2 protein-coding genes and 1 pseudogene are annotated in these 7,972 nt (G+C 75.6%); 1 reads left to right on the plus strand and 2 read right to left on the minus strand.

Annotation, left to right across the window (positions count from 1 at the left end):
- Positions 1 to 130: 130 nt before the first annotated feature.
- Both bla and U8525_RS33955 read right to left on the minus strand, forming a co-directional pair.
- Positions 131 to 880 (minus strand): subclass B1 metallo-beta-lactamase, encoded by a 750-nt coding sequence (gene bla / locus U8525_RS33950; protein ID WP_374270891.1) that lies wholly within the window; start codon positions 878 to 880, stop codon positions 131 to 133.
- Between the two features lie 156 nt (positions 881 to 1,036).
- The gene (locus U8525_RS33955; RefSeq protein WP_374270892.1) at positions 1,037 to 3,460 is read right to left on the minus strand and encodes a protein kinase; all 2,424 of its coding nucleotides are present in this window, start codon (positions 3,458 to 3,460) and stop codon (positions 1,037 to 1,039) included.
- Between the two features lie 192 nt (positions 3,461 to 3,652).
- Here U8525_RS33955 and U8525_RS33960 point away from each other — a divergent pair.
- Positions 3,653 to 7,972 (plus strand): annotated as a pseudogene (locus U8525_RS33960) (flagellar hook-length control protein FliK); the annotation flags it as partial.

The following is a 7,972-nucleotide window of genomic DNA, read 5'->3' on the forward strand; positions in this document are numbered from 1 at the left end:
CACCGGTCGAGGGCGCCAATCTCAGTCCCGAGGACGTAGCCCCAAGGCGAACACGGCGACCCTCTCCCGGTACCTTCCGGCCCCGCTCTATACCGGAACCGTCAGGCTGGTGGAGTTCATACAAGGCGCATCAGCGCGAGGCCTCCTTCAGCAGGGCCTCGGTGTGGTCGAGCAGCTCTGTTCCACCGGGCTGCTCGTGGCCGGGGATGATGATGCGGGCGTTGGGGAAGTGCTCGCGCTCGCGCTGGAGACTCGAGGGCCACGCGGCGACGTCCGCGTCCTCCAGGTTGCCCAGGGTCTTCGCCCTGGCATCCTTGATGAAACAGCCGCCATAGAGGATGCCCGAGGCCGGGTGCATGACGACGAGGTTGTCGGGCGAGTGCCCCGCGCCGGGGAAGAACACCGACAGCGGTCCGAAGTCCTGCGCATCCGCCAGCCGCTTGGAGGGAACGGGGTTGCCCTGCCTGCCCGCGCGGAGCGCCGTGTCCTCGCGAGCGTGGACGGGGATGCCCTGCGCGTCGAGCGTGGGGATGCCGCCGGTCCGGTCGAGGTGGAAGTGCGTCACCACCGCGGCGCGCACCGGGTGGTGGAGCGTGTCCCGGGCCCAGGTGAGCAGCGCCTGGGCGTGCTCCGGCGTCCAGCCCGTGTCGACGAGGATGGACGTGTCACCGTCCTCCACGAGGAGCCCGTTCGCGGTCACCCCCGCCCAGTCCCCGCCCGCTTCCGTGACGTGCATCCACACGCCAGGGGCCATGCGCTTCACACGCACGCCCTTCGCGAGCACGAGCTCCTCCGGAGAGAGGGGCGGGGGCACGGAGGGCGTGGAGGCACAGGCCGTGAGGAGGAGCAGGAGGAGGATGCCGCTGCGAAGGGGGCTCATGGGGCTCATGGGGCTCATGGGGGACCGCGAGGGAGGTTCGCCCCGACTGCAAACGGTATGCACACCGGCTCCGCCGCGCCTCCGACCTGAAGCGCATGCGAGCGCGCGGCCTCCGTGACACGCACGCGTCCGTGGAGCCACGCCCGGCCCGAGCGCTCAGGGCGCGGACTTCTTCTTCAGCTCCTCGATGGCCCGGTTGAACGTCTGGGGGTTGCAGGCCTTGCCGCCCGGAGGTTTTTCCGCCGCGCGCGTGAGGGCGGGCAGGGCGGAGGCGTCCCCCAGGCTCGCCAGCCGCAAGGCCGCCTTCGTGCGCACGCCGCAGTCGCTGGACGCCAACGACGCGGAGTAGAGCCCCACCAGGTCCAGTCCCTTGGGGTCCTTCCCGTCCAGGTAGCGCAGCGCGCCCCATTGCTTCGTCGTGGGCGCTCCCCGGGCCAGGGACTCGAGGTGTGCGCGCACCGTCGTGGCGGGCAGCGCCTCCAGGGCCTGGCGCGCGGAGAGGTCCTTCTCGTTGTCCCCGTAGTCCTCGGCCAGCCCGTCCAGCAGCTCGTCCTCCGGCTCCTGGGTGCCCTCCTTGTCCAGGCCCAGGATGAGGTTGTGCTCATCGTTGTGCTTGTTCAGCGCGTGCTTCAGCACCGCGCGCAGCCGCGTCGCCTCCGCGTCATCCGGCGCGTCCGGCGCATCCAACCGCTGGAGCGCCTCCCTGGGCTTGCCGTCCTTCATCAGCCCGCGCGCCTGCACCAGCGGATCACTCGCGTGCACCGTCCAGGCGGCGCTCGCGGCCACCAACGCCAGGGCCCCCAATACCGCTCGCGGATGCTGACGCAGGAAGGCCAGGCCCCGGCGCGTCGTCGCGCGCAGTCCCGCCAGCGGTGACTGCTTCGCCCCGGGCTCGGCGCTGTTCAGCACCGCGCCGAACGGCGAGCCCTCCGCCGCGCGCGTCACCCGGTACAGCTGCACCTTCTCCTCGCGCCCGGGCAGGGGAATGGTGCCGCAAGGCTCGGCGGGGGCCTCGGCGCGGTTTCGCACCATGTTCACGGCCTCGGTGAAGGTCACCTCGTCCGCGGCGGCCACGTGCTCCACGGCCTTCACCACCTCCATCGGCTCGCCGAGCACCGCGTCGTTCGTCAGCAGCACCTCGCCGGAGTGCAGGCACACGCGGATGTGGAGCTGGTGCTCCTCCGGCACCGTCTGGTTGTAGCGCCACAGCGCCTCCTGCATCGCCATGCCGCAGCGGATGGAGGCGGAAGGCGCGCGGAAGACGGCGAGCAGCGCGTCGCCGCGCTTCTGCACCAGCTTCCCGTCGTGCTCGCGCACCAGCGGCATCAACAGCCGGTCGTGCGTGTCCAGCATCCGCGCGTTCTCCTCGTGCGTCTGCCGGCTCATCCGGTCGGTGAAGCCCTGGATGTCGGTGAGCATCACCGTCACGTTCTGCGCCTTCGCCACGGCCGCGCCGCCCGTCACCGCCCCCAGCGGGCCCGGGAGCCGGGCCGTCGTGCCGAACGCCGCCGTGCCCGTGCGCGGCACGTTCTGGGCCGGGGGCGCCGTCACGGAGGGGCCTGCCGGCACCTGCACCGCGCCGAACGCCGCCGTGCCGGAGGCCGGGCCCGCGGGCGCGGGGTTCACCCCGAACGCCGCCGTGCCCGAGCCCGGGAGGGCCGGCGCCTCCGGGTTCACCCCGAACGCCGCCGTCCCGCTGGTGGGCGTCAGGTTCGCGTGGACCACCGGCGTGCCCTGGCTGGGCGTGAACGCCACCAGCGCCGTGTGCGCCAGGCCCAGCGCGTCCGCCAGCTCGCTCGCGGTCTGCGGACGCTTCGCCGGATCCTTGTCCAACAGCCGCATCACCAGCGACAGCAACCCCACGTAGCGCGACAGCTGCGGGGCCGCGCGATCCAGGGGCAGCGGCGCCGCGGAGGCGTGCTGCGACAGGAAGTGGCGCGGCGAGGGCCCGTCGAACGGCAGCCGCCCGGACAGCACGCGGTAGGCCAGCACCCCGAAGGAGTACAGGTCGCTGCGCGTGTCCACCTTCGCGCCCACGGCCTGCTCCGGGGACAGGTACTCCGGCGTGCCCAGCACCACGCCCACCTGGCTGAGCGCGCTGCCCGCCTCCGGCTCCACCAGCCGCGCGATGCCGAAGTCCAGCAGCCGCGCCTGCTCCCCGCGCGCGGACGGGGAGATGAGGACGTTCTCCGGCTTCAGGTCGCGGTGGATGATGCCCTTGTCGTGGATGGCCGCCAGGCCCTCCGCCAGCTGCTGGAGCAGCGCCAGCGCCCGGGGCGCGAACAGCGGGCCGCCCTGGAGCGCGTCATGGAGGCTCTGCCCCTCCACGAACTCCATGACGAGGCACGCGGCGTCGCCGGACTGGCCGAAGTCCACGATGCGCACCACCGCCGGGTGCTCCACCGCGGAGAGGAGGCGCGCCTCCCGCTTGAAGCGCTCGGCCATTCCGGCCTGCGCGTGCAGATCGTGGTGCAGGACCTTGATGGCGACCTTGCGGCCCAGGGAGACCTGCTCGCCCAGGTACACCTCACCCATGCCCCCAGAGCCCAGGGGCTTGAGGACCCGGAAACGGCCGTCCAGAACCAGTGCGTCGGGGGCCAGCACGGCGCGGCATCTTGCACGGCTTCCGCCTTGGGCGCATGACGTTCCTCCATGACGGAATCACCTGGAAGACGCCTGGGTATGTCGTGCCCCGCCGCCTGCTTCCCAGCCGAGGGATTGCCTAAAAATTCCAGGGCTTAGGGGGCATGGTAGCCTCTGCGACCTCCACCGATGGCCACCGATAGCGAGTCCCCCAAGCCCGCCGCGCCCGCATCCGGCGCCGCCCCCGAGCTGCGCCTGTTGGATCGGCGCGCGTTCGTGGGCTTTCCGGCCTTGGAGGTCCAGCCCGGGCTGCGCATCGCCGACTTCGCGCTCCAGATTCCGGACGTCAGCTTCCCGTTCAACGTCAGCGCGGGCGCCACGCGCTACCAGCGCAAGAAGCTGCTCTTCGGCTTCCTGGAGCTGACGGTCGACGCGGACCTGGTCACGCGCAAGGTGGCGGAGCTGGCGGGGCGGCTCGCGGGCGTGGAGGAGCTGCGGCTGCACTTCCGCCCCGGCTACCTGGAGGGCCAGGGGCGGCTGCCCGCGCCGGAGCGCACGCCGTTCACGTTCAAGATCGCCTTCGACGCGGACGGGGACCGGCTGGCCGTCTACCTCTACGACGTGCGGCTGTATGGCTTCTCCGCCACGCCGTCGGTGCAGCTGCCGGGCCTGCTGTCGGAGGCCGTGGGCGCGCTGGGCCTGCTGCCGGACGTGGAGGTGCGCGGCGCCACCGGCTTCTCCACGCGCGTGCTGCCCGCGCTGTGCGAGCTGGCCGCGCTGAGCCGGGGCTACAAGGTGCCCACGCTGGACACCGCGCGCCTGTCCGCGGCGGAGGTCTCCAGCACCGGCCTGCGCCTGCGCTTCGCCGCCGGAGGGCTGCCGCCGCCCGCCGCGCCGGACGAGGAGCTGATGCTGGCGCTGGAGGGCGCGCGGGCCTTCGCGGACGCGGAGGGGCTGGTCGCGCAGGGGCGGCTCGCGGAGGCGCGGCAGGCGTACCTCCAGGCCGGGGACGCGCAGGACGCGCACCCGTTCGCGGCGGAGCGCTTGCTGGCGCTGCTCGTGGCGGATCCGCAGGCGCATGACCTGGCGCTGGACGTGGCGGCCACGCTGTCGCGGCGTCGGGACCGCAGCCCCGCGGCGCTGTGGGGCGAGGCCGTGGTGCGCGAGCGCCGGGGCGAGGGGGCGCGCGCGGCGGAGCGCTACCTGGCGCTGTGCGCGCTGGCCCGCCGCACGTCGGAGGAGGCCGCCGCGTTCTTCGCCGCCGAGGCCGCCGCGCGCTCCTCGCGCGACACCGCGCCCCAGGTGGCGGTGAAGGCGCTGCACGAGCTGCTGGGCCTCAAGCCGGACCACCTGCCGTCGCTGAAGGCGCTGGCGCGCGCGTCGGACCAGGCGCGCGACCGGGCTGGCGCGGTGCGGGCGTACCGGCGGCTCGCGGCGCTGGCTCGCGACCCGCTGGAGGCCGCGGACGCGCACGTGCACCTGGCCCGGCTGTGCGCGCAGACGGAGGACGACATCGCCGGGGCCCGGCTGCACTGCGAGGCCGCGCTGCGCCTGTCGCCGGACCAGCCGGACGCGCTGCTACTGCTCGGCGAGCTGTGCCACCGCGGCGGCGAGCACCTGCGCGCGCTCAAGGCGCTGGACCGGCTGCGGGAGGTGTCCATGGCGCGCCATGAGCTGGACCGCGTGGGACAGGCGGACCTGCTCGCGGGCCGGGTGTGGGAAGAGGGCCTGAAGCAACCGGAGAACGCGCTGCTGCGCTACCGCGAGGCGGTGTCGCTGCTGCCCGGCGAGCCGGAGCCGCTGTTCGCCTCCGCGCGCGTGGCGGAGGGCCTGGGCCGGCTGCAGGAGGCCCTGAGCGGCTATCAGCAGGCGCTGGAGCTGGCGGGGCCGGCGCCGCGCTCGGAGGGCGTGCGTCACGCGGCGCACGAGAGCCACCACGCGCTGGCGCGGCTGTCGCGCACGAAGCTGGGGGACCCGGCGCGCGCGAGAGAGCACCTGGAGGCGGCGCTCGCGTTGGATCCGCGCGACGCGGTGGCGCTGGACGAGCTGATCCCCTACTTCCGCGTCACCGGCCGCTCGCAGGAGCTGGCCGAGGCGCTGGAGAAGGCCGCCGCCCTGAAGGAGGAGCCGAAGGCCCGCGCCGCGCTGTGGGCCGAGGCCGGCGAGCTGTACCGGGGCAAGCTCCAGCAGGCGGACAAGGCCGACAGGCTGCTCACGCTCGCGCTGGAGGCGGACGGCGACCACCGGCCCGCGCTGGAGTCGCTGCTCGCGCTGGCCGAGGCCCGCCGCGACGGCGCGCAGCTCACCCGCTGCCTCGCGGCGCTGGCGCGGCTGACGGCGGAGCCGAAGGAGCGGGCGCAGAAGTACCGCCGGCTCGCGGTGGCCGCGCGCGACCTCGCGTTCGACCTGGACCTCGCCGTGCACGCGCTGCAGGAGGTGCTGCGCGCGGAGCCGGACGACCTGCCGGCGCTGGGCGAGCTGTGCGCGCTGCAGCGCAAGCGCTCCGACCTGGCGGGCCTGGCGACGGCGCTGGAGGACCGCGCGCGCGTGGCGGAGGCCCAGGGCGACAAGCGGCTGGCGGCGGCGGCGCTGCGCGAGCTGGCCGGCGTGCTGGAGGCGCGGCTGGGCCGCGTGGGCGACGCGCTGGTGGCGCTGGAGAAGGCCGCGCGGCTGGCTCCGGACGCGGCGGTGCTGCTGGACCTGGCGGACCTGAGCCTGCGCTGCGAGCGGCCCGAGCACGCCCGGCGCGCGCTGGAGTCGCTGCTGGCCACGCTGCCGCGCACCGCGGCGCCGGAGAAGCTGGCGGACGTGCGCGCGCGGCTGGGCCGCGCGTGCGAGCTGCTGGGAGACCGCGAGGGCGCCATCGCCGCGTACGCGCAGGCGTTCCCGCTGCGGCGGCTGGACGACGTGCTCGCAACGCGGCTGGAGGCCCTCTACACGGAGGCCGGCGAGACGCAGGCCCTGGCCGAGCTGTGGGCCACGCGCGCGCAGGCGCTGGCGGGCGCGGACCGGGCGGAGGAGGCGGCGCCCCTGTTCCTCCAGAGCGCTCGAGCCCTGCTGGAGCGCGGGGAGAAGGCCGCCGCGCTGATGCGCCTGGCCTCCGCGCTGGAGGCCAGCCCCGAGGGCCCGCTCGCCGCGGAGGTGCTGGAGGCGCTGGCCGAGCTGGAGCTGGAGCGCGGCGAGAAGCTGGAGGCGGCGCGGCTGTACGCGCGGCGGGCCACGCTGGTGCCGGACGCGCGGGCGGGCGCGAAGCTGCTCTTCCGCGCGTCGCTGCTGGCCGCGGGCACGAGCCGCGAAGAGGCCTTCCTCGCCGAGGCGCTGGAGCGCGACGCGACGTTCGCGCCCGCGCGCATCCGCCGGGGCGAGCTGCGGCTGCCCACGGACGCCCGCGCCGCGCTGGAGGACTTCGAGGCGGTGCTGGCGCTGCCGCCCGCGGACGTGGACGCGCCGCGCGAGGCGGAGCGCGTGGCCCTCACGCGCAAGGCCGCCACCGCCGCGGTGCGCGCGAACCGCACGGACGCGGCCCGGCGCCTGCTCGCGGAGTTCTGCGCGCGCACGCCGGAGGACCTGGACGCGCGGCTGGAGCTGGCCGCGCTGCACCGCAAGGCCGGCGCCCGCGAGGCCCTTGCGGACCTGCTGGTGGAGCTGTGGCCGCGCCTCTCCGGAGACGCCCGCCGTCAGGCCCGCCGCGAGCTGGCCGAGCTGTGCCTCGCCCTGGGCCGCGCGGGCGCCGCGGCGGACTCGCTGCGCAGCCTGCTGGCGGAGGAGCCGCAGGACGCGTGGGCGGCGCAGGCGCTGCTGGAGCTGCTGCCTCCGCCCGGCACGGGCACGCCGGAAGAGGAGTCCGAGCGGCTGGAGCTGCTGGGCACCCTGGTGTCCGCCGCGTCGGGCGAGGCCCGCGCGGAGCTGCTCGCGCGCCGGGCCGCGCTGCACCGGAGCGCCGGCCGCGCGGGGCCTGCTCGCGACGACTGCGCCCAGGCCGCGAAGCTGTCGCGCCGTCCCGCGCCGCTGCTGCTGATGCTGGCGGAGCTGGCGCGCGAGGCGTCGGACGCGCCCGCCGAGCTCGATGCCTGGCGCCGCGCCGTCGCCGCCGACGCCAGCCTGGGCGCCCGCGCCCGGGAGCGGCTGCTGGCCCTGGCCACCGTGCTGCTGGAGAAGGACGCGCGCGCCTCCGCGGGGGACGCGCTGCGCGCCGCCATCGCGCTGGAGCCGCCCGCCGACGCGCGGTGCGACGCCTTCTTCCAGCTCGCGGAGCTGGCCCGCCGCGACGGCGAGCCCGCGGACGAAGCCGCCGCGCTGGCGGAGGCCGCGCGCCAGGGCCCCACCGCCCGCCGCGTGGAGGCGCTCCTGCTGCGCGCCTCGCTGCTCGAAGGGCAGGGCGCCCGCGAGGCCGCCGCGAGCGACCTGGAGGCCGCGCTCGCCCTGGCGCCGCGCCACGAGGAGGCCACGCTCGCGTTGCAGCGCGTGCTGCGCGACCTGGAGGACTGGGCCCGGCTCGCGGAGCTGCTC

It is taken from the genome of Corallococcus sp. RDP092CA (assembly GCF_041903675.1).
Classification (GTDB): domain Bacteria; phylum Myxococcota; class Myxococcia; order Myxococcales; family Myxococcaceae; genus Corallococcus.

What these genes read in the sequence shown, in the direction of transcription:
- bla (WP_374270891.1), bottom strand. Translation starts at nt 880, where the DNA reads ATGAGCCCCCTTCGCAGCGGCATCCTCCTCCTGCTCCTCCTCACGGCC.